Source organism: Hoeflea sp. TYP-13 (assembly GCF_040932035.1).
Classification (GTDB): domain Bacteria; phylum Pseudomonadota; class Alphaproteobacteria; order Rhizobiales; family Rhizobiaceae; genus Hoeflea_A.
Genome location: NZ_JBFRBB010000001.1, coordinates 2033368 through 2052906 on the forward strand (window position 1 = coordinate 2033368; position 19539 = coordinate 2052906).

Below are 19539 nucleotides of genomic sequence, written 5' to 3' on the forward strand. Positions count from 1 at the left end.
AGCAATTTGAGGAGCTTGCATGATGGTTGCGAACGCGAAATTTGAGGCATTCAAGGCGCTGCACGAACGCGACGGCGCCTTTGTCATTCCCAACCCCTGGAACGCGGGTTCCGCCATCATTCTGCAAAATTTAGGTTTCGAGGCGCTTGCTACGACATCCGCCGGTCTCGGCTTCTCGATAGGCAGGCTGGATTCCGGTTCTGAGCTCACGCGTGAGGATACGCTGCAAAACGCACGCGAGATTGTCGATGCGACCGATCTGCCTGTATCGGCAGATCTCGAGGGCGGATTCGGTGACGCGCCGGAGGACTGCGCGGAGACAATCCGGCAGGCGGCGCAGACAGGGCTTGTTGGAGGATCGATCGAGGATGCGACCGGAAGACCGGATGCGCCGATCTATGATTTCCAGCAAACGGTTGAGCGGGTCGCAGCAGCGGTGGAGGCGGCGAGGGATCTGCCGTTCCTGCTGACGGCAAGGGCCGAGAATTTCCTATACGGCCGCAGGGATCTCGACGATACGATCATGCGCCTGCAGGCATTCGAGAAGGCCGGCGCTGATGTGCTTTATGCGCCCGGCTTGCCTGATCTCGATGCCATCCGGTTGGTCTGCAGTTCGATATCAAAGCCCGTCAATGTTGTCATGGGGCTTTCCGGTCCGACCTGGTCGGTTACGCAGCTTGCCGATGCCGGCGTCAAACGTATCAGCGTCGGCGGTTCGTTCGCGCGCGCGGCGCTTGGCGGCTTTATCCGCGCGGCAAACGAGGTGCGCGAACATGGAACGTTCAACTATGCCGTCGAGGCGCTGCCCGATGCGGAGGCCCGAAGGATGATGACGGCAGGGCGGCGACAGTGAAGACTCGGCAGTAATACAGAAAACCGCAAGTCACCTAACCAGCGAGGGCACAAAGGAATTTCACGAACGTGGACTGCACGGACCGACTGCAAAGTAGGTGAGACGGAGGAAGAGCTAGGTTGCGTCGCCGTATAACGGCGCTTCAACAAACGTCCAAACAGATATTACTCCGTTTCCCGTATAGGTACTCACCGTCCCGCGATCAAAATAGAAATTGCGCAGCAAAAGGTCAATGCACTTAGGGGTTGAGGTTCGGTTTCGGAATTTTGTTGAACTGGGAGAAAGATAAGCTCCGGGATGGTCAGCTATCCATCAGCAGAACCCGGGTGCTCTGCTCTCTTTACCAATCCGTGCATTTGTCCCGGATACGAAAAGGCGTCGCTGGATTAAGCCGGAGCCAGCAGCACCTTAGATCCTCTTGTTGATCGGTTCCATGCCGAATAAGGCCGCCCCGGTGAAAGCCAGGTGCATTAACACCTGGCAATCTACGCACCGCAGAACCCCCATATGGGATTGCAGCGGTGGGAGCGGGTGGCCCCGATGCGCCACAGGAATAGCCATTCCCTGTGGGCTACGCACCCTGACCCCCCCAGTGTAGGATGCCAGGGTGGGAGCGGCGCCGGGTGCAATTTAGCAGTGAAACGGGCGTTGAGAAATACCATTTTGGAGGGCGGCATGAGGTGCGTGACGGAGGCCAGTAGAGCCCGCATTGCCGGTGTGCGGTGGTGATGGGAGAAGTGCGCAAGGGCCGTTGCAATTCGCCGGTGGCCCAGTGAACCGCAGGAGTTTTGTGCCCCTGCGGCCTACGCACAAAAGCTTCCTCTCTTCAGGAAGACAGATGTGGGAGCGGGAAACTCCGGGATGGACGGCCTACCCACCGACAGACCCGGGTGTCTGTCCTTTGCTGCCCCTCGCGTACATTTGGTCCCGGATACGAGAAGAGCCGTGGCCGGATTAAGCCAGAGAATGAGATAACAATTCCGAACACGGCTTGCGAACCTTCAGTCACCTTCGGTGGACCGGCCGGCTTCGTTCCTGCGCAGGGCCTACACATTCACGCTTCCCGGTACTGCACGTGAATGGGAGCGAAGGTCATAAATCACTTACTTCGAATTGTGCCGGGTTTCAAGTTATGCGTGTGTTTCGGTCCGATGGTCCGTCTCCTTGCACAATGCCGTGCACCCTAAAATCTCGGTTCCCCGGAACCGATTTGTCAATGTGAGGGCCGCGCCTTGAGGCAGCCCTCATTCGTTCAACAGAGGTCAACATGACAATTTCAACGACGACCAACCGCGTCCGCGCTGCGGGCGACGGCAGCACGGCTGCATTCTCGTTTCCGTATTATTTCGAAGCGGATGCGCATCTTGCCGTTTACCTGACCGATGCCGCCGGCACCGAGACCCTGCAGACGATCGCGACGCACTATACGGTGTCGGGCGCCGGAAATGCCGGCGGCGGAACAGTGACATTTGTGACGGCGCCGGCTGCGACCGAAACCGTGACGATCATCCGAAACGAACCGCTGACACAGGAAACAGACGCCGATGATGTCGGCACGTTTCGCGAGCAGGCCTTCGAAAGCCAGTTCGACCGGCACGCACGCCAGGCGCAGAAGCTTCAGGAGGAAGTCGACCGCGCCATCAAGATGAGGAAGTCGTCGGCCAATGCCGGGTTTGAATTTCCGGAGCCGGAAGCGCGCAAAGTGGTTGCCTGGAACAATGCCGGCGACGGGCTGGAAAACAGTGTTACCACGGATGACATCACCAACGCCGTGACATCGGCGGCCAATGCAGCCGCCAGCGAAACCGCGGCGGCTGCGAGCGCATCCGCTGCGGCCTCAAGCGCATCTGCCGCCTCGGCCAGCGAGACGAACGCGGCAGCATCGGACACGGCCGCCGCAGCCAGCAAAACGGCGTCCGCCACGTCGGAGACGAATGCGGCGGCATCCGCGACCACGGCAACGACCAAAGCCGGCGAAGCTTCGACAAGCGCGAGCAACGCATCGGCCAGCGAAAGCAATGCTGCAACCAGCGAGACGAACGCTGCGGGCAGCGCGTCAGCCGCCGCAACGTCGGCAGCGAACGCGGCGACATCGGAGACGAACGCGGGAAACAGCGCCAGCGCGGCGGCAACATCTGCCAGCAATGCGGCATCCAGTGAAACCAACGCCGGAACTTCCGAAACCAATGCCGCAAATTCGGCAACGGCTGCAGCCGCCAGTGCCGCTTCTGCGCAAGTGGCTGAAATCGATTGGGCCGGATCATGGGCAACGTCGACCGCATACACCGCGTCGGATCCGCGCCAGGCCGTCGGCAACAACGGCAGCAGCTATGTGTGCATCCTGTCCCATACGTCCGGTTCATCGAACCAGCCGGGTGTCGGCGCGAGCTGGACCAGCTATTGGGAGGTGATTGCGGAAAAGGGAACCGACGGTATCGGGGCCGGCGATATGCTTGGCGCAAACAATCTTTCCGATCTGGCGAATGCCGCCACCGCGCGCACCAATCTTGGTGTGGCGATCGGTTCCGACGTTCAGGCGCACACCGCGGTTCTGGACGGCACCGAACAGTCCTTTACCACCGCGCTGAAAAACAAACTTGATGGTGTAGAGAGCGGCGCCGATGTCACGGACACGGCGAATGTGACGGCGGCCGGCGCGCTGATGGACAGCGAGGTCGATGCGGACATCAAAACCCTGTCGCTGCCCGCGAACACCACGATCAGCTCCTTCGGCGCATCTTTGATCGACGACGCGGCGGCGAGCAACGCCAGGACGACCCTGGGGCTTGGCAATGTCGACAACACATCCGATGCCAACAAGCCAGTGAGTACACCACAACAGGCAGCGCTGGTCAGCAGAGCCGGTGATACTCTGACTGGTCGATTGGTTTCTGCGTCTGGAGCGACAACCGGCAATAATGGCATAGCGACCGCGACAGCTTTATTGGGCGAATATGAGGTCCAAAATAACGGTACTGGTGCAGCGATGATGGCATTTCATCGTGGTGGTGCATTTGCTGGCTATTTTGGTCTTGATACTGATAATCTTTGGAAGGTTGGTGGCTGGTCACATGGCGCAGCGGCGTACAAATTATGGCACGAAGGCACACTGGCGACCATTGGCCAAGCAGAGGCCGAAGCCGGCACAGCAACCACGGAAAGGGCGTGGACAGCGCAGCGGGTCAAGCAGGCGATAGATGCGCTAGGCTCTAGTCCCCTTGAAAGAATCGGGCCGGTTCAAGTTGCGTCCAATTCAGCAAGTATCAATTTTACCAATCTCCCCACAAACTACTTCGCGCTGTTACTCAGGGGTCGTTATATTCTCCCGTCCGTGAACACTGCCAGTCTTGTGTGGAGGTCGTCTGTTAACAACGGTGTATCTTGGGAAAGCGGTGGGTCTGATTATCGAAATGCCGCCGGTGGTTTTGCTACGAATGGTACCGCCAACAACTCTTTTTCAAACGGCACAAATGCTGGTTTAGTCATGCAGACAATGGTTTCCAGTGCCGGAGGTGATGGGGCTTTTGAAGCAATAATATACGACGCACCAGTTACTCGCAGAACACGCTTTAGTTTTCGCTCGGCCTACGAACGTAATGGTGGTTTTTACGACACCTATCAGGCCGGCTGTTCAACCAGAGTGGCTACCACTGCTATAAACGGCCTTCAATTGTTTATGAACTCTGGGCTCATCGCCACTGGAGAATTCATCCTGTTCGGTATCAGCACAGCATAAAGGATAAATACATGCCCCTCACAAAGCTTGTTAATGGCAAAGAAGTCGCGCTTACCGACGAGGAAGAAGCCGAATTTCGCGCAGAATGGGCAAGGAATGATGCTGCCCGCAACGCTGTCACCGCCGAACACATCAATACCGAGCGCGAGCGTCGGAAATACTTGCCAAAGACCGTTTCGCTTTCCACCGGCAAGGCATTTCCCGTCGATATGGTCAATGGCGGCCGAGAAAACATCGCGAACCTCAGTCTGTTTGCTCTGGTGAAAAAGGGGGCCGGCGACACATCGACCTTCTTGTTTGCCGATGCGGACAACAATGATCAAACGCTCTCGAACGATGAAATGCTTGAGGTTGGTGTCCAGTGTGCACAGCAAATAACGGCCATTCATCAGAAAGCCCGTGTGTTGAAAGCTCTGCAGGAGAAACCTGCCGATTATACCGACCTAAAGCATTGGTTGTAGGTCTGCCTGCCACTTGCGAGAGAAAATGCCCGGCGCTATAGGTGTCGCCATGTACATTGCATGGATTTCACCCCTAGAGCGTTTAAGATGGAACCGGTTTTCTGGAGACAATTCCAGCCGAGACTCGAGGCAAGATGCGCCTGGTCCAGTTGATGAACTTATGAGTGATCCACGTGGGCGACTTTCAAGCACACAACACCTGTGGATGTTGGACTCAATTGATGGCGAAGAACGTCACCCGCTTCTGAGGGCATTCAAAACTAAAGAATCATTCTGGTCTAAGGCCACGTGGCGCAGTTCAGTGTTTGTACAACAAAAAGCACAATTGCATCGCTGTGGATGGATAGACGCAAACAACATTTCTGAGTTGTTGCGAGCCTACAGCCGATGGCGCGACAATGGTGGCCAGGCGCTCATATGAATAAGTTTCTTGCTGAGGAGAAGGTAAGGCGGATAATTCCGTCTCGAAAGGCCATATCGCGAGCGCGCAGCCTGTTGAGACATCATCGCAGATCCCAAAAGGAAGACCGGTCTTTTGCCGGTGAGTACGCCCATCTGAAACACTTGGTTGAGAAACTGGATATCCATGACGGGTTTGTTGTTGATATCGGTGCGAGCGATGGAGTGAATCAGTCTTGCACACTTGGCTTGTTCAGAAGACCGACCTGGTCGGGGCTGGCAGTAGAACTAAGACCGGAGCAATTCGGGCAGTTGGCTTTTGTTTACACGGAGTTTTCCAATACGCAACTAGCGATGGCAAGAGTGACGCCACCCAGCGTCGGTCCGCTTCTTGCTTCGCACGACGTGCCGAAGGTATTTGATGTCTTGAATATTGACATCGATTCTTATGATTTACCGGTCATGAAGAGTATCTTGACGGCGGGGTATCGCCCCAAGATCATAACATTTGAAATCAGTGAAGAGATCCCACCACCAATCTACTTTTGCGCGGATTATCATGAAGGTGTCGACTATGGGCACGGGGCGCTTTTTGGGTGTTCGGTCGTGGCCGCTGCTGAAAGCATCCGGCCATTCGGCTATCGATTGGAATCGGTCCAGTACAACAATGCTTTTTTTGTTCTCGATGCTGTCTGCGACGACACGATACAAGACCAGAATGTCGAGGTTGCCTATAACGACGGGTTTAGGAACAAGCCGGATCGCGATGAACTGTTCCCCTGGCACGAGAACCTTGAAAACAGGCTGAAAGAATCTCCTGAGAAGATCATCGAATCTGTGAACGATCGATTGTCTCGGTTTAAGGGTAAATACACCCTCCGAATATCGAATTAACACAAGCAAAAAGCCCCGCTCCTTCAGGAGCCTCTTCGATATCAACGCTGTGGTGTAGTCGTGAACCGCAATTTTCACTGGCAACTTCGGCTAACGTGCTTGCTTTGTTCGCTGAAATCAATAAGACGTTGAGGCAACTCAACCTGAACTATCGGGCGGAATTTTGGTGGTCAAAAGTAAGCGTCTTACCTGGGTGAAGCGTTATAGTGCGCTACGTAAAAGCTACAAAGAGGGCGCGATCGGTCGCTCGTTGCTCAACATGACCACCGAATTTCCGGTTTATACCCCGTCGGGTGCTGGTGATTACCAAACACGTGCTTCGCTAACAAAACTGGCTATTAACCAATCGGTGGAGAATCTTCGTGATTTAGCCGTCGCGTTTGGAAAAGCCTCAACTCGGGAAGTAGATGCCGAGCAATTTGCTACTTCGCCCGATGCGCTTCAGATTGCCGATGAAATCAAAGGCCGGCTTGATCACTACGGCAGCGACAAGGGACAACTTAATTCCTACCATCTCATTTACGGCCGCATATTCGCAGATCTCGCTGAAATCAGGAGCCTGCTAGAAATTGGTCTCGGAACGAACAACACAGATGTATTTTCACACATGGGAAAGCGCGGTAATCCCGGCGCTTCACTGAGAGCTTTTCGGGACCATTTCCCGAACGCCATGATTTACGGCGCCGATGTCGACAAACGGATATTGTTTGAGGAAGAGCGGATCAAAACCTTCTTCGTCGATCAGACCGATCCGGACACGCTATCATCGGTTGGCAACGAAATTCCGGGCTCACTGGATCTGATGATTGACGACGGGCTGCATGCCGTGAACGCCAATCTCGCATCGCTTCATTTTGGGCTTCAAAAGATTCGTGTCGGCGGTTGGGTTGTGATTGAAGATATCACTTACGAGTCCAAACCGATCTGGGAAGTTGTTTCACGTATCCTGACTGAAAGCTACGAAGTCCATTTGATCCGGACACCACGGGCTTATGTTTTTGCTGTCAAACGGCTGGCTTAAATCCAACCGTCCGAATTCCACGGCTGTGTTTCTCGGTCACCCCGAGGCCAATGGCTGTTGTGTATTGTTTGAATTGTCACGTCATCATCGGGGGAAATCTGCATATGAACCTTGATAATGCTTTTTCCGCCTTGATCCTGAGCGGCAGAATTCGGATCGCTTTTCCTTTTTTTAATGCATTCGCACATTGGATTAGGCACACCAATGTCAAGAGAGAAGTCTTAAATTGTGTATGGTGAAAGGACTGGGATGAATAAATTCTTGGCCGTAGCGAAGACTACGAGTTCAATATCGAGTGCCGGTACCGTTTAAAAAAATCAGTAGTTATAGGCATCCCCTTGTCACAATATCGAGTAGGGAACAAGCCCGGCAACCGCGTGTCATGCTGGTTTCGAAAGAGTGGACGCGAAGTGTTGGGCCATTACAACAACATCATGCACCAGGGATAAACATACGGTCTTCCAATCCTGCTGGCACACCGAACACAGAGAGAGCGTATTTTCGTGTTTTGAACCGAGATATCGCATCTATCGTTGTCTTGGAGGGAGATTAGGCAATGCTCCAATAACCTGAGATCACTACCGACATGTATAGGCTCCTCCAGGATCCTTTTTATTTCCACATCGGTGAAATCGTGGACAGCAATTTTCCGCGGGCGTTGCAGCTTGTGCTCAAGCATGAGGGCGGTTTCGTCAATCATTTAAGTGACCTTGGTGGAGCAATCAGCAAAGAGATCACACCGGCAACCTTCCGTCTCTACATTGCGTCGAGTACTTCGATGGCGGACCTGAAATGATTCACAACCGAGCAGGCTGGTTTACAGACAAAGATAGGCAGGACAACACACTCGCCTGTGCCAACGAAACAATGCGCAACTTTGGGACCAACCCCGCAAACTGACCAAATATCACACGGTCAAAAACCCAAATTTCGGTGCGTAAATGGGACGCCATCAAGGTGATCCGTGCCAAACCCAACAAGATCGAGGCCTCAATCCGATCCTTGGCGATTATGGCAACGGTAAGCTCTGGACATGTCGCAACTTGAGAGTTAAGGCATGCCCCTATTCATCTATTTTTTATGGTGGTGGGGCATGTATTCCAGCAAAAATTGGTTCGGGCGCCAATTGCAAAAATATCGAAAAAATCCGCGAAGGATGCGCCGCAAGGCCCTGAGATTCATTGCTGACGACTATCTGACAAAGACAGGGTGGATTGACAGCTTTCGCTCCCATCAGGCATTCGATGGCGAAGGTGCACCTATTCCCTGGGTGACCTACTCAGCGGTTCATTTTCTGGAAACACGAGTCCGCAGTGGATTGAAAGTGTTTGAGTATGGGAGTGGAAACTCTACTCTCTGGTGGGTCAAGCATAACGCGGAAGTCGTGAGCTGTGAACATGACCCTGAATGGTATCAACACATTCACAATCGCCTCCCGTCCACAGTATCTTACCACCTGTATGAATTGAAAGTTGGTCATAGAAAGCCCTATGCCGAGGCGATCACACAATACAAATCCGAATTTCAGGTTGTAGTCATTGATGGAGAGGATCGAGTTGAATGCGGACGAAACTGTGTTGAAGCATTGACGGATGACGGTGTTATCATTTGGGACAACACTAACTGGGAAATTTATAAACCGGGACTTGATTTCCTAACAGATCAGGGTTTTCGAAGACTGGATTTTTATGGCCTGGGACCGGTAATGACAGCGCCGTCGTTAACGACAATATTCTACCGTTCTGAGAATTGTCTCAACATCTAGGCTCCTTCGGGAGCCTTTTTTATTTCCACACAGGTAAACATCATGAACCGCAAGACATTCTATGCGGCGCTGCGGCGCCGTTCGAGTGGCGTGTTCGGCACGTCCATATCGCAGCGACAGGTGAGGGGCGTTGACGGCATTCTCGACGCCTTCGCAACCCACGGAGATGGAAGGGCAAAGACGCTCGCCTATGCCCTTGCAACGGCCTACCACGAAACCGCCCGCCGAATGGTTCCCGTGCGCGAAACGCTGGCCAGGGATGACGCAACTGCCAGGCGCCGGTTGCGCAAGGCGAAGTATGCCCAGCCGGAGCCACCCTATGGCCACTGTTACTACGGCCGGGGTCAGGTACAGCTTACCTGGAAGCGCAACTACGAGCGCTCGAGTGAAGATGCCGGTGTCGACCTTGTCAGGCATCCCGACAAGGCGCTCGACCCGATCATCGGGGCTCGCATTCTCATTCGAGGTTTGCTCGATGGCCGTTGGAATGGCAAGGGCAGGGGGATAGCCCACTACCTCCCAACCTCCGGCAGGGACGACCTCAGGAATGCCCGCCGCACGGTCAACATCACCGACAAGTGGGATCTGATCGCCGGCTACTACCGGGCGTTTCTCAGGGCGATCGAAGAGGCCGGCGGTGTTCCAAAGCCAAGGTTCGAGCCTGTTCCGGTTTCATGGTCCAAACCCAAACCCGAAGGCGCTCAATGTAGCCAGACCGGCTCTGTCACTAAACAACCCGAACGGACAAATCCTGTGTCTCCGACGTCTGGCGGCGGCGTGTGGGTGGCTCTGTCCAGGTTCATCGCATCCATTTTTGGAGGTAAGTTATGACCAGCAAATATTTCAAACCGAAATCGCTAACCTGGTGGACCGGGTTTGCCGCGTTTGTGACTGGAGCAATCATCGCCGCCGGCGGCGAGGTCGAGGTCCTGCGCACGCCCGCGAACATTTTATCGAATATGACCGACGTGCCTCCGGCCGCGATGATCTCCTTCGGGCTTGGTCTGATCGGATTACGTGGGAAGGACGGTTAAATGCTCGCCCTTCTTTCCAAAGGCGGAACTGCCCTTCTGGGGTGGCTAACTGGTGGCACGCTGGATCGCATTCTCGACAGCGTCGACCACAAGGTGGACAACGAAACCGAGCGCGAGCGGATCAAGGCCGACATCATCAAGACACATATGCAGGCGCAGGCCAGTTTGCTCGTCAGCCGCACCTGGTGGTTTCAGCTCTTCTTCGTCATTCCGCTTGGAATTTGGTTCGCCGCTGTCGTTGCCGACAGCCTCTTTCATTTCACATGGAACGTTGCCGCACTTCCGCCACCGCTCGACACATGGGCCGGCTGGATCGTGTCGTCCCTGTTTTTAGTGGATGGCGGTAAGGCAATTATCGGGAGATTTCGATAATGATCAGGAAGACAAGATGCAGGCTGCCGATTGTCGTTCGGTCGGCAGTTTTGACAATTGCCCTCTTTATGATGGCGGCTGTTCCGGCGCCCGGTGGCTCCAATAACCGGTTGCTGACAGCGCAAATGCCGTTTTGCGGCCCTTTGGATGGTTTGCTTGAGAATCTGCTATCTGATCTCAAACAGCATCGCGTCTGGAAAGGGGAGCACGAGAATTCTTCGGGTGTCCTGGAACTGACCGTCGGCCGAAAAGGGGCGTGGTTTTTGTTTTATCATTCCCGGGACAGACAGGATCGGCCGATGGTTTGTCTCATTGCCCGGGGCAGCAACAGCCGCGAGTGGTTCGGGAGGCCTGTTTGATGAACGGCGTGTCCAAACCGCCCAGTATGCCCTGGAGCAGCTTTCTGGGCGTGATCGTGATGGCCATTGGTCTCGTTGCCGGTTATGTCACCCTGCAAAACAATGTCACTGCCAACGCGGAAGATGTCTCAGAGGTCGAAATGCGCATCGATCGCATCGAAAACCGGGCCGGTGATGTGCGGGAGAGACTGAAGGCCATCGAGGTCATTCAACAGCAGCAAAACGAAACGCTACGGCGGATCTTGAGAGCTGTGGAGAAATAGCGAATGGTCGCAACCTGGCAATGTTGGCCGCAGGCATTCCTAAATTCAACGCAACTCGGTGGTCTGGAAGCATTATTTTACAGATAGCCGAATGCCTCCATCAGATACCGCCCATCTCCACTCGTAAGACGTTGCACGTCTTCCTCACGCAGTTCCTTTTTCCATCGGCCGCTGCTGTCGTATATCGGCCGGTTGACCTGCCAGTTTCGCAATGCGTGATGTTCCACGCCATCTTTTGGGGGCTTGTTGCCCAATCTGAGTTTCGTTTCATTGAACCAGTTGCGCTCCTGCTTGTCGAAGTCGAGCAGCGCATCGGAATACTCAATCTCTAAAAAACTGCAGATCAGGCCGATGGTCGTTTTCGGATCTTTGACAAGGTCCTCATGACGGTAAACCAGGACGTCGGGTCTGTTTTGTTCGGCCAGAGCAAGCGTGTTTCTGTAAATCCAGTCCCGAATGGCGATTTCCAGATCGAACCCGCGCCGTATCAACGAAGCAACAACATCCCTGCCATCGCGCACCGGAATAACAAATCGGGAATTAGCGATGTTCGCGCGAATGACGGGTATAAATGTTATGTGCTCCGGTGTTTTTTCGATGAGGTAGCGTTTTCCCGTCGACGAAGCTTCTCTTAGCAGGCGCATATATTGCAACTGCATTTTTAGATTGTATTTGCGGAAAATATAGGTCTCGTAAAGCGGGACAAACGCGTCCGGGTGTCCTGCCAGGATGTTTGCGATAAGGGTTGTCCCGCTGTGGTCGCAACCGCAAATGAAAGCCTCCGATTCAACCCGATTGGCAAAAAACTGCCGGTGAAGCTGTTTAATTTTCAAAGTATTGCTCTTAAGAATCTGTAAGCAGAGCAGAACTCCGCTCGTGGGTGTCGCCCCCAAAATTCTTACGTGCCGTAGTCAAAAACTAGGATGCGTTCGCGTTCCTTCCCTGGCTGATTGGCCGCCAGCCGGTTGCTGAAAAGTCAACCCGCAACGCAATTAAAGACCGCGGAAACTGGAACTGGGTCTGCCCCAAAAACAACGCGGGTAAAATGGGTATGTGTTGGTGGCAAAATAGACGAACCTGCCGTTCAGTGTTCCGCCGTTGCATTGATCAAGTTTGCCGGAGCCACCGACATACTCCCAATCCTGCACATAGGTTCCGTCATATCGCCCACCAGGTCCGGAAGGCCGGTTGCCCTTTTTAAGCCGATAACCCGATTTGGCGCGGGACCCCATATAGTGGATTTCAAACCCGTCTGCGGCATACCCGATCTGGGTGCCGCCCATTGTTTTCAGGGCGTTGATCGGTTTTCCGTGATAGTGATAGGCGCCTCTTTCGTCGACATGCGCGTTGGCCCTGTCCATGCCAAGCAGGCTAGAGGCGCCCATGCCTTCCAGGTTCCAGCCGGAACTTCTGTTACGGCTGTGCCCGCGTGGTGAAGACGGGTCCCAATAATCAGCCGTTCCGGGTCGGATGAGAACTCCGTTCAAGGCAATTCCTATTGCGCCCCGGCCATTCGCGCGCGCACGTTTTCCTTTCACAGGCGAGGCGGTCACGCAAACATTGATTCTCTGTGATCGAATGGTGTGTGGGTTTCCCCGGTTGGGAAATTTGCCAGTTGCGTGATTCGGAATGTCGTTCGATCGGATGCAGATCTGATTGCCGCGTTCGCTTATCTCGACCCAATTGCTTGCTGCCGCTGCATATCCGACTGCGGCCACCGCGCAGATTCCCCCGAACAAAAGTGCCAAACGATTTGCCATATTCCCCACACAGAAGCGTTGCCCTGCGTCCCTCTTAGATCCATATGCCAATCATACGCACCGCTCCTGTCGTGCGTCTTACCGGACCATTACCAAGTTGTAATTTTACGACGATGCTCTGGCGCGGACAGGGACCTATGCACCCTGCCATCGGCCGAGCTTGGGAATTCCGCGGGTAAAGATCCAGGCCATGAAGCGTGGCATTCCGCGTTTTTCGAGTTGCTCAATACAGAATTTCTGCATGTCATCTGCCGTAAATTCCGGATGCACAAATGCCCCGTCCTTGTAGCAGAATGAGCAGTATGTCGTGCTGATTGAACCATCGTCATTGGTTCCGCCGCCCATCTCATCCTTGCTTAGCGGCATGCCGCAGCTTTGGCACCGTGCACCCATCTCTGTTTCTCCCGATTGTTCGATGTTGGTCCAAAAACGCTGATTTGTTCATCGTGCGCTTTCCACTATCAACAGATGATGTTAACAATGGACCATTGTCAATGGTTTGAAGAATATTCATATGAGAATAGGTGAAGTGGCGCGACGTTCCGGCCTAAGCAGAGATACGATACGGTTCTATGAGCGAAACGGCCTGATCGGTTCCACCGAGGGACCGGACCGGACAAATTCGTATCGAGACTACCACGAGGCTGTGTTTGATCGGTTGCAGATGATCGACGAGGCTCAGAAAGCAGGATTTACGATCTCTGAACTCCTGTTTTTTTTACGGCAGATAGAGGGACCATCCCCTGAGGATCTCGACGTCGAAGAGTTTCTCGATCAGAAAATACGGGAAGTGGAAGCGAACATCGAACGTGCGAAGCGTTTTCTGAAAACGTTGCGCGCCACGCGCCAAGCACTTTCCGGCACATCCTGAAGCCGTTTCCATTACATCAGCCGGAGATATCAGCCTTTCCGAAATGGCCCGTGTTGACGCAGCAGGTCACCGATGCGCTCCACATCATTCCGCTCATGCTGAAGGTAATCTGCAACTGCGTTCTTCAGTCCCGAGTGCCTGATAAGGTGGGCTGAGTTGGTCCTTACAGGCATATAGCCACGCGAAAGTTTGTGCTCGCCCTGCGCTCCGGCCTCAACTGTGCGCAATCCGTTGGCAATGGCAAACTCTATGGCCTGATGGTAACAGACCTCGAAATGCAAAAACGGATGATCCTCGATACAGCCCCAGTGCCGGCCAAACAGTGTATCCGAGCCGATAAAATTGATAGCCCCCGCAACATAGCGCTGATCGCGCTTCGCCATAACCAGCAGAATGTCCTTCGCCATGTGCTGCGATATGAGTGAGAAGAACTCTCGCGTCAAATAGGGACGGCCCCATTTCCTGGAACCGGTGTCCATGTAGAACTCGAAGAATGTGTCCCACACAGATTCTGTAAGGTCGCTTCCGGTTATCCAATCGATCGAAATGTCATTTTCGAGCGCGACGCGTCTTTCCCTTTTCAAGGCTTTCCGCTTTCGCGATGCCAGCGATTCAAGGAAACCGCGGTAATCGTCATAGCCGTCGTTGACGAAGTGAAACTGCTGGTCTGTCCTTAGTAAATAGCCCTGATCCTTGAAAACGGATACTTCGCTCTCCGGTACAAATGTCACGTGAGCGGATGAAACACCGAGCCGGTCGGTCAGTGTTGCAAGCCCGCTCGACAATGCGGCGCGTACGTGCTGGATTCCCACCCCGTTCCGACACAAAAGCCGTGGGCCGGTTGCGGGGGTAAATGGAATGGAGGCTTGAAGTTTGGGGTAGTAGTGACCGCCGGCACGCTCGAATGCATCAGCCCAACCGTGATCAAATACATACTCACCCTGGCTGTGACTTTTCAGGTAACAGGGCAGGGCACCCAGAAGCGACCCGGATGTTGTTTCCAGCAGCAGATGCTGTCCGAGCCAGCCGGTGTCCGCAGTTGCGCAACCCGCATCCTCAAGCGCTGACAAATACGCGTGAGAGACAAATGGATTATATTGCGCGCATTCCTCTTTGGATCTGCCGGTACCGCATAAGCCAGACCAGTCATCAAGATCTATATCATTGAAAGAATTAACAATTCTGATGCGAAATTCGGTGTTTTCACCGGTGCTATCTGTGCGGATACTGCTTTTTTGCGCGTCGGCCATCCGCTATATTTAAAGCCTCCATTCACGCTGACAAGGTTAGCGGATCAAAGCCTTCAAAAGTAATTTGATCGGCGAAGTCCGATGTTTTTTTTATCCCTTCGTCGTCGCGAACCGTCCAGGTGATGACGGGCAGTCCTTTGGCGCGCGCGTTCGATACGAACGTACTTGGCAGGTGTTCCACGCAAAACGAGACAAAGTCCAGCGGCAGTTGCAGGGCTTCATGGTTCTTGGCCGTTTCTGCCTCATTGAATTCTGCGGCCACAAGTCCAACAGACCATTTGGAATTGCGGCTCAACAATTCCTCCACCAGCTTGGCATCGAAAGACATCAATGCAACCTTGCCTTCATAATATTCCAGGTCAGATAAGACGGACCGTGCAAAAACAAATACGTCCTCCTTTTTAGGAGGTTTTAGCTCTACAATCAGTCCCACATTTCCATTTACCTGCTGCAGCATCTGCCGAAACGTCAATATACGGTCAACCGTCTTGCCGACATGAAGTTGCGTCAGCGCGTCCGCAGACAATTCGCGCACCGCGCCGTCCATTCCGCAAAGCCGGTTGGTTTCATAATCATGGAAGACGATAGCGACCTCGTCTGAGGACAGTTGAAGGTCACATTCAATCGAAAATCCGGATTCGATTGCCCGGGCAAAGGCACTGGAAGTGTTTTCCCATATGTTGCGGTTCATGTCGTGATAGCCCCGATGGGCTATCGGGGCTTTTGTTATCCAGTGGGCTTTGCTCAAAGGATTACTCTTAATTGATTTCGAAGATTGCGTCGACTTCCACAGCAGCGTTCAGGGGCAGTGAAGCCATGCCGACCGCCGCCCGAGCATGCATTCCGCGTTCGCCGAGCGCATCGACAAGCAGGTTGGAGGCACCGTTTATAACCAAGTGCTGTTCCACAAAATCGGGGGTCGATGCGACAAAGCCCTGGATTTTGGCCAGTCGCGCAACGCGCTCGAGATCACCGCCAAGGGCGGCATTTGCTTGCGCGAGGATGTTGATCGCGCAAAGTCTGGCGGCTTCCTGTCCTGTCTCTGCGTCGACACTTGAGCCCAGATGGCCGGTTATTGCGACTGATCCGTCCTGCATCGGCAGCTGGCCGGAAATGTAAAGTGTCGATCCGACGATGGTGTAAGGCACGTATTTAGCGGCAGGGGCCGGTGCGTCAGGCAGTTCGATATTCAGGGCGGCCAGGCGTTCTGCTATCGTATCCGGCATTTTTCAACTCCGTTAATGTCTTAACTGGTACTTTAGGTATGTGCTGGCACAATGCAGCGAATTTTTTGGCGACCTCTCCATTTTGTCGCAATGCCATGTAAGATTGGGCGCCAAACTGTAGAAGGAAACATCGTGTGCGACTGTTAATCGGTACCCTTGCACTTATCAACATAAACCTCGCATTGTCGGGGCAATCATACGCGGGTGTCGCGGAGGCATTGATTCCGCACCGCGCTGTTTATGATCTTGAACTGCAGCAGGCATCCGATCGTTCCGGTATTGAATCGATGTATGGCCGCATGGTCTACGAATTCAACGGGTCGGCATGCTCAGGATACACGGTCGGATTTCGTTTTGTTACACAACTCGATACCGGTGGAACGGTCCGGTTAACCGACCAACAGACAACCACTTATGAAAACCTGGAAGAAGGCACATTTCGATTTCTGACGAAGTCATATGTGAACGAGAAACTCGATCTTGAAGTTCGAGGAAGCGCCAGGGCTGAAACCGATGGCACGGCAGTCGACCTGACAACGCCAAGGCGAGCGAAACTCAATCTTGACCGGGCCCAGTTCCCGACAGCACAGATGATCTCTCTCATAGAAAGAGCCAAGAAGGGGGACCGGTTCTTCCAGTCGCATCTTTTTGATGGCTCGGAAGAAGGCAGCAAGGTCATGTTGACGACGAGCGTCGTCGGCTCTCCCAAAGTGTCGGGCGACGAAAATAGTGAGCTTGAAGTAACAGGAGATTTTGCTGATCTGCCGACATGGCCGGTCACGATCGCCTATTTTGACGAAACAAAGAACGAAGACGGCACCCCGGTTTATCGGATTTCTTTCGAGCTGTACGAAAACGGTATTACCAGAGACCTGATCATGGATTACGGCGAGTTTGCACTAAAAGGCACACTCGCTTCGCTGGAAACATTTGACGGTGAAGGCTGCTAGTCCTTCACAATCGATCAATGCGGATCAAAAAACCCGAATAGAATCAGCAACAAGCTGGCTCGGGTTGATATGTTGCAAGTATTCACCACGAGTTGAATACGCCGAGGATTAGTTTCCTCGTCCGTAGAACATATATGCAAACCATAACAATCGGTCTCGCGTAGGAATAGGGATATGTCTGCTTTAATGGAAAGATGGAATACGGCGGCGGAGTATTTAAGCCTCATGGTTAGCCGCCCCGCACCATTGCAATATGCGGCGCTTTGCTATCGTAAGGCCGCTGATGGCATTGAAGTTCTGTTGATAACCAGCCGCGGAACCGGGCGTTGGATTCTGCCAAAAGGCTGGGCCATAAAGAACATGTCTGATTCCGGCACAGCGGCGCGCGAAGCGCTCGAAGAAGCAGGTGTAGCCGGTTGGGTCCACTCCGATTCAATCGGCACATATGAGTATCGCAAATGGATGCATGGTGGGCTGCCAGTACAGTGCACCGTCCAAGTTTACCCGCTCCGCGTCGAACATCTGGAAGACAAATATCCGGAAAAGAACCAAAGGCAACGACGCTGGTTCAGCCAGCAGGAAGCCGCCTCCCTGGTAGGTGAACCAGAGCTTCAGCAGCTTATTCGCTCGTTTTGTCCATAGATTTCTGTTCCTGACGGCACTCAGCCGCTTGCCCCGAACCCTCGTAATGCATAAAGCAGTGGTGCCGGTGCCAGTGTGCTATGCCGCGCTGTCCACCTGGCAACTATCAGCGCCGTAGGGGAACGGGAAGCTTGTCTCAATCACATCGAAGCTATTCAAAGCTGACACTCGACAAAGATCTTGAAAAAATCGCCAAGGTCGAGCTGGCGACCCAGTTCATGTCGCGGCGGCTGGTGGGTCTTGGAGTGGCAGTCGCATTTCTTGCGCTTGCGCTTGTTTTTGCCAGTTTTTTTGTCGGTGGCCTTCCCGGATCGGTGATTATTATCGCCGCTGCTGTCGTTGGCGCATACATGGCCCTAAATATCGGTGCGAACGATGTTGCTAACAATGTCGGCCCCGCGGTCGGATCAAACGCAATGTCAATGGGTGTTGCACTGATCATTGCAGCCGTATTTGAAAGCAGCGGCGCGCTCATTGCAGGCGGCGACGTGGTTGGAACGATTTCCAAGGGAATAATCGACCCGAACAATTTTGCGGACAGCTCCATATTTGTCTGGGCAATGATGGCGGCTCTTATCTCTTCGGCATTGTGGGTAAACCTGGCAACTTGGATCGGCGCACCGGTTTCAACGACGCATTCGGTCGTTGGCGGCGTAATGGGCGCTGGAATAGCTGCCGCCGGGCTTGCAACGGTCAACTGGCCAACCATGGCCAGTATAGCGGCAAGTTGGGTTATCTCGCCCCTCATCGGCGGCGTTATTGCCGCAATCTTTCTTGCGCTCATCAAAACATTGATCATCTATCAGGACGACAAAATCGCGGCTGCCCGTCGATGGGTGCCGGTGCTCATCGCAATCATGGCCGGAGCATTTGCGACATACCTTGCCCTCAAGGGCATCAAGAAGGTGATAAAAATCGACATACAGACCGCGCTCATTATCGGAGCTGTCGTGGCTGTCATTGCCTGGGCAGTCCTGCGCCCGGTGATTGCCATTCAGGCAAAGGGATTGGCAAACAGAAACCAATCCCTGCGCAAGCTGTTTGCAATACCGCTGGTTTGTTCAGCTGCTCTGCTGTCTTTTGCCCATGGCGCCAATGATGTTGCAAACGCAGTCGGGCCGCTTGCCGCGATAGTGCACACTGCAGGTGTAGGGGAAATTGCTTCAAAGGTTGCCATTCCGCTTTGGGTAATGGTGATTGGTGCATTCGGTATTTCATTTGGCTTGCTTCTTTTCGGCCCCAAACTCATTCGAATGGTTGGTCAGCAGATCACCAAATTGAACCCGATGCGGGCTTACTGCGTGGCCTTGTCAGCCGCCATAACGGTCATCGTTGCTTCCTGGCTTGGCCTGCCTGTGAGCTCGACACACATTGCGGTCGGTGCGGTATTCGGCGTCGGGTTTTTCCGCGAGTGGTACACAGGCAATTCCAAGCGACGACGGCGTTACGTCAACAAACAAAAGTCGCTGTCCGGAACAAGCCAGCCGGTGGTCAATTATTCTGAACTTCGTCGGCGCAAGCTTGTACGCAGGTCTCATTTTATGACGATCATTGCGGCATGGGTCGTTACCGTTCCGGCGGCTGCTCTTTTGTCGGCGAGTGTCTTTCTCATCTTATCTTCGATCATGGGATAGGTAGGAACACAGGCCGGATATCTGCATTTTGATGCTCCGCCCCCTTGAT

The 19539-nt window shown here is 53.7% G+C and carries 23 protein-coding genes; 15 read left to right on the top strand and 8 right to left on the bottom strand.

Annotated elements, in window-relative coordinates; all coding sequences use genetic code 11:
* The first annotated feature begins 22 nt into the window (after nt 1-22).
* Nucleotides 23-853: an oxaloacetate decarboxylase gene (locus tag ABVT35_RS09730; protein ID WP_368466306.1), complete on the top strand. Its 831-nt coding sequence runs from the start codon at nt 23-25 to the stop codon at nt 851-853.
* Nucleotides 854-2129: 1276 nt separating this feature from the next.
* Here the strand turns inward: ABVT35_RS09730 and ABVT35_RS09735 are convergent.
* Together ABVT35_RS09735 and ABVT35_RS09740 are read right to left on the bottom strand one after the other, a co-directional pair.
* Nucleotides 2130-2450, bottom strand: a complete 321-nt coding sequence (locus ABVT35_RS09735) for a hypothetical protein (protein WP_368466134.1) — start codon at nt 2448-2450, stop codon at nt 2130-2132.
* Between the two features lie 20 nt (nt 2451-2470).
* Nucleotides 2471-3139, bottom strand: coding sequence for a hypothetical protein (locus ABVT35_RS09740; protein WP_368466136.1), 669 nt, complete (start codon nt 3137-3139; stop codon nt 2471-2473).
* Between ABVT35_RS09740 and ABVT35_RS09745 the strand changes: the two genes are divergently transcribed.
* The 10 genes from ABVT35_RS09745 to ABVT35_RS09790 all read left to right on the top strand — a co-directional run bounded on the left by ABVT35_RS09745 (nt 3090) and on the right by ABVT35_RS09790 (nt 11157).
* Nucleotides 3090-4589 (top strand): hypothetical protein, encoded by a 1500-nt coding sequence (locus ABVT35_RS09745; protein ID WP_368466137.1) that lies wholly within the window; start codon nt 3090-3092, stop codon nt 4587-4589. The two genes, ABVT35_RS09740 and ABVT35_RS09745, sit on opposite strands and share 50 nt — an antisense overlap.
* 11 nt (nt 4590-4600) lie before the next feature.
* A complete protein-coding gene (locus ABVT35_RS09750) occupies nt 4601-5050 on the top strand; it encodes a hypothetical protein (RefSeq protein ID WP_368466138.1) in 450 nt (149 codons plus the stop codon).
* A gap of 417 nt (nt 5051-5467) precedes the next feature.
* Nucleotides 5468-6343: a hypothetical protein gene (locus tag ABVT35_RS09755; RefSeq protein WP_368466139.1), complete on the top strand. Its 876-nt coding sequence runs from the start codon at nt 5468-5470 to the stop codon at nt 6341-6343.
* 166 nt (nt 6344-6509) lie between these two features.
* Entirely contained in the window at nt 6510-7364 is an 855-nt protein-coding gene (locus ABVT35_RS09760) for a hypothetical protein (protein ID WP_368466140.1), read from the top strand.
* Nucleotides 7365-7950: 586 nt separating this feature from the next.
* Nucleotides 7951-8160 carry a glycosyl hydrolase 108 family protein gene (locus ABVT35_RS09765; RefSeq protein ID WP_368466141.1) on the top strand — a complete coding sequence of 70 codons (210 nt, stop codon included), beginning with the start codon at nt 7951-7953 and terminating at the stop codon, nt 8158-8160.
* A gap of 261 nt (nt 8161-8421) precedes the next feature.
* Nucleotides 8422-9129, top strand: coding sequence for a hypothetical protein (locus ABVT35_RS09770; protein WP_368466142.1), 708 nt, complete (start codon nt 8422-8424; stop codon nt 9127-9129).
* Between the two features lie 42 nt (nt 9130-9171).
* Nucleotides 9172-9960 (top strand): glycoside hydrolase family 19 protein, encoded by a 789-nt coding sequence (locus ABVT35_RS09775; protein ID WP_368466143.1) that lies wholly within the window; start codon nt 9172-9174, stop codon nt 9958-9960.
* On the top strand, nt 9957-10163 hold the full coding sequence (locus ABVT35_RS09780; protein ID WP_368466144.1) for a hypothetical protein: 207 nt from the start codon (nt 9957-9959) through the stop codon (nt 10161-10163). Before ABVT35_RS09775 ends, ABVT35_RS09780 begins: the two co-directional genes overlap by 4 nt.
* The gene (locus tag ABVT35_RS09785) at nt 10164-10535 is read left to right on the top strand and encodes a hypothetical protein (RefSeq protein WP_368466145.1); all 372 of its coding nucleotides are present in this window, start codon (nt 10164-10166) and stop codon (nt 10533-10535) included.
* 358 nt (nt 10536-10893) lie between these two features.
* On the top strand, nt 10894-11157 hold the full coding sequence (locus ABVT35_RS09790) for a hypothetical protein (protein ID WP_368466146.1): 264 nt from the start codon (nt 10894-10896) through the stop codon (nt 11155-11157).
* A 77-nt stretch (nt 11158-11234) separates the two neighbouring features.
* Here ABVT35_RS09790 and ABVT35_RS09795 read toward each other — a convergent pair whose 3' ends face one another.
* The 3 genes from ABVT35_RS09795 to ABVT35_RS09805 all read right to left on the bottom strand — a co-directional run bounded on the left by ABVT35_RS09795 (nt 11235) and on the right by ABVT35_RS09805 (nt 13310).
* On the bottom strand, nt 11235-11990 hold the full coding sequence (locus ABVT35_RS09795; protein WP_368466147.1) for a sulfotransferase: 756 nt from the start codon (nt 11988-11990) through the stop codon (nt 11235-11237).
* Nucleotides 11991-12149: 159 nt separating this feature from the next.
* Nucleotides 12150-12917 (bottom strand): YHYH protein, encoded by a 768-nt coding sequence (locus ABVT35_RS09800; protein ID WP_368466148.1) that lies wholly within the window; start codon nt 12915-12917, stop codon nt 12150-12152.
* A 135-nt stretch (nt 12918-13052) separates the two neighbouring features.
* Complete coding sequence (locus ABVT35_RS09805; protein WP_368466149.1) at nt 13053-13310, bottom strand: zinc ribbon domain-containing protein; 258 nt, start codon at nt 13308-13310, stop codon at nt 13053-13055.
* Between the two features lie 121 nt (nt 13311-13431).
* Between ABVT35_RS09805 and ABVT35_RS09810 the strand changes: the two genes are divergently transcribed.
* Nucleotides 13432-13788: a MerR family transcriptional regulator gene (locus ABVT35_RS09810; protein WP_368466150.1), complete on the top strand. Its 357-nt coding sequence runs from the start codon at nt 13432-13434 to the stop codon at nt 13786-13788.
* Nucleotides 13789-13817: 29 nt separating this feature from the next.
* On the opposite strand, the gene ABVT35_RS09815 is transcribed toward ABVT35_RS09810, so the two are convergent.
* Genes ABVT35_RS09815 through ABVT35_RS09825 form a run of 3 tightly spaced genes read right to left on the bottom strand, consistent with a single transcriptional unit; the run spans nt 13818 to nt 16264 of the window.
* A complete protein-coding gene (locus tag ABVT35_RS09815; protein WP_368466151.1) occupies nt 13818-15038 on the bottom strand; it encodes a GNAT family N-acetyltransferase in 1221 nt (406 codons plus the stop codon).
* 22 nt (nt 15039-15060) lie between these two features.
* Entirely contained in the window at nt 15061-15786 is a 726-nt protein-coding gene (locus ABVT35_RS09820) for a glycerophosphodiester phosphodiesterase family protein (RefSeq protein ID WP_368466152.1), read from the bottom strand.
* Between the two features lie 10 nt (nt 15787-15796).
* Nucleotides 15797-16264: a RidA family protein gene (locus ABVT35_RS09825; protein ID WP_368466153.1), complete on the bottom strand. Its 468-nt coding sequence runs from the start codon at nt 16262-16264 to the stop codon at nt 15797-15799.
* A 134-nt stretch (nt 16265-16398) separates the two neighbouring features.
* On the opposite strand from ABVT35_RS09825, the gene ABVT35_RS09830 reads away from it, so the two are divergent.
* The 3 genes from ABVT35_RS09830 to ABVT35_RS09840 all read left to right on the top strand — a co-directional run bounded on the left by ABVT35_RS09830 (nt 16399) and on the right by ABVT35_RS09840 (nt 19490).
* The gene (locus ABVT35_RS09830) at nt 16399-17214 is read left to right on the top strand and encodes a cell envelope integrity EipB family protein (RefSeq protein ID WP_368466154.1); all 816 of its coding nucleotides are present in this window, start codon (nt 16399-16401) and stop codon (nt 17212-17214) included.
* Nucleotides 17215-17388: 174 nt separating this feature from the next.
* Nucleotides 17389-17856, top strand: coding sequence for an NUDIX hydrolase (locus ABVT35_RS09835; protein ID WP_368466155.1), 468 nt, complete (start codon nt 17389-17391; stop codon nt 17854-17856).
* Nucleotides 17857-17987: 131 nt separating this feature from the next.
* On the top strand, nt 17988-19490 hold the full coding sequence (locus ABVT35_RS09840; protein WP_368466156.1) for an inorganic phosphate transporter: 1503 nt from the start codon (nt 17988-17990) through the stop codon (nt 19488-19490).
* The last annotated feature ends 49 nt before the right edge of the window (nt 19491-19539 follow it).